Source organism: Bacillus sp. P4_D3, assembly GCF_056401855.1.
In genome coordinates this window covers 1-1,171 of record NZ_JBFUIN010000872.1, presented here as the reverse complement: position 1 = coordinate 1,171, position 1,171 = coordinate 1, and the positions used below count along the sequence as shown (strand labels likewise).

Sequence of the window (1,171 nt, the reverse complement as noted above, 5' to 3'; positions counted from 1 at the left end):
GTACATAGTGAGGAAAAGGTACTGCAAATTGCCTTTTTTGAAATGGATGCAGAGCAATATTTTGTTGTTCGTAATAGCTCCAATTATAAAGAGATTGATTTGCAAAAAATTTATGAGAAGAACTATTCGAGTAAAGAAGAGGGCAGAGGATATGGGTTATTCTCATTAAAACGTATTATAAATAAAACGAATAATGCAACGCTAGAAACGACTTATATGAGTCCTCATTTCACGCAAACTTTCATACTAAAAAAATAGATAACCATTTATGATGGAGATCAAACCGAATAAGAAATAACTACATACTTTCTTCAATCGTTTTTATACACTTCAAGTAAGAGGTGAAACGAGATGAATGGTCTTATTTTTACAGCGTTTATAAGTATAGGGTTACCGCTTGTTGCACTTTTATATGCTTTTTGGAAGAAACGCTATATCCCGTATATGCTAGGCGTATTGGCATTTGTTGTATCACAAATTTTAATCCGTATACCAATACTGAATTATTTAAATGGAAATAGCATAGCTTTTTCAATGTTCAGTGCAATGCAGCCAGTATTGTTTGCGATTGCACTCGGTTTATCAGCAGGTATTTTTGAAGAGATATCTCGTTTTATCGCAATGCGCTATTTTATGAAACAACGAGATTGGCAGTCAGGATTTTTATTCGGAGTAGGGCACGGTGGTATTGAAGCTGTGTTGATAGTCGGTATTCCAGTAGTATCTCTATTATTATCGCAAACAGTTAGCGGAAATACGGATAGTTATTTTGTCGGTGGAGTGGAACGTATCTTTGCGATGTTAATCCATGTCGGTCTGTCATTCATTGTATTGCAAGCTGTTGTCCAAAAGAAATTTCGTTATGTTGTATATGCAATTTTCATCCATGGGACTGTAAATGCACTAGCAGGTATCATCCCGCTATACGTACCAGCAGATAGGGCTATATTTACTGTAGAAGTTACAATAGCAATTTGTGCGTTACTTGTATTTAGTTATAGTTTCATCTTAAAAAGAAAGGGTGTATTAAAATGAAAAGAATGTTACTCATTATTATAAGTGCTATTGCGGCGTTCGCACTTGCAGCATGTACTGGTAATAAAGTAGATGAAAGTACTTCAAAAAAGTTTATTCCGAAAGCGGAAGAAATTGTAACGTTACTAAATGAATC

2 protein-coding genes and 1 pseudogene are annotated in these 1,171 nt (G+C 34.7%); all 3 read left to right on the top strand.

The annotated features are described in order from the left end of the window. Nucleotides 1-258: GHKL domain-containing protein (locus AC1DTM_RS27560; protein WP_477001382.1), on the top strand; the 258-nt coding region annotated here is incomplete at its 5' end. 93 nt (nucleotides 259-351) lie between these two features. Further along, entirely contained in the window at nucleotides 352-1,035 is a 684-nt protein-coding gene (locus AC1DTM_RS27555; protein WP_016105209.1) for a YhfC family glutamic-type intramembrane protease, read from the top strand. Beyond that, nucleotides 1,032-1,171: pseudogene (locus AC1DTM_RS27550) on the top strand (DUF3887 domain-containing protein); the annotation flags it as partial. The gene AC1DTM_RS27555 and the pseudogene AC1DTM_RS27550, both read left to right, overlap by 4 nt.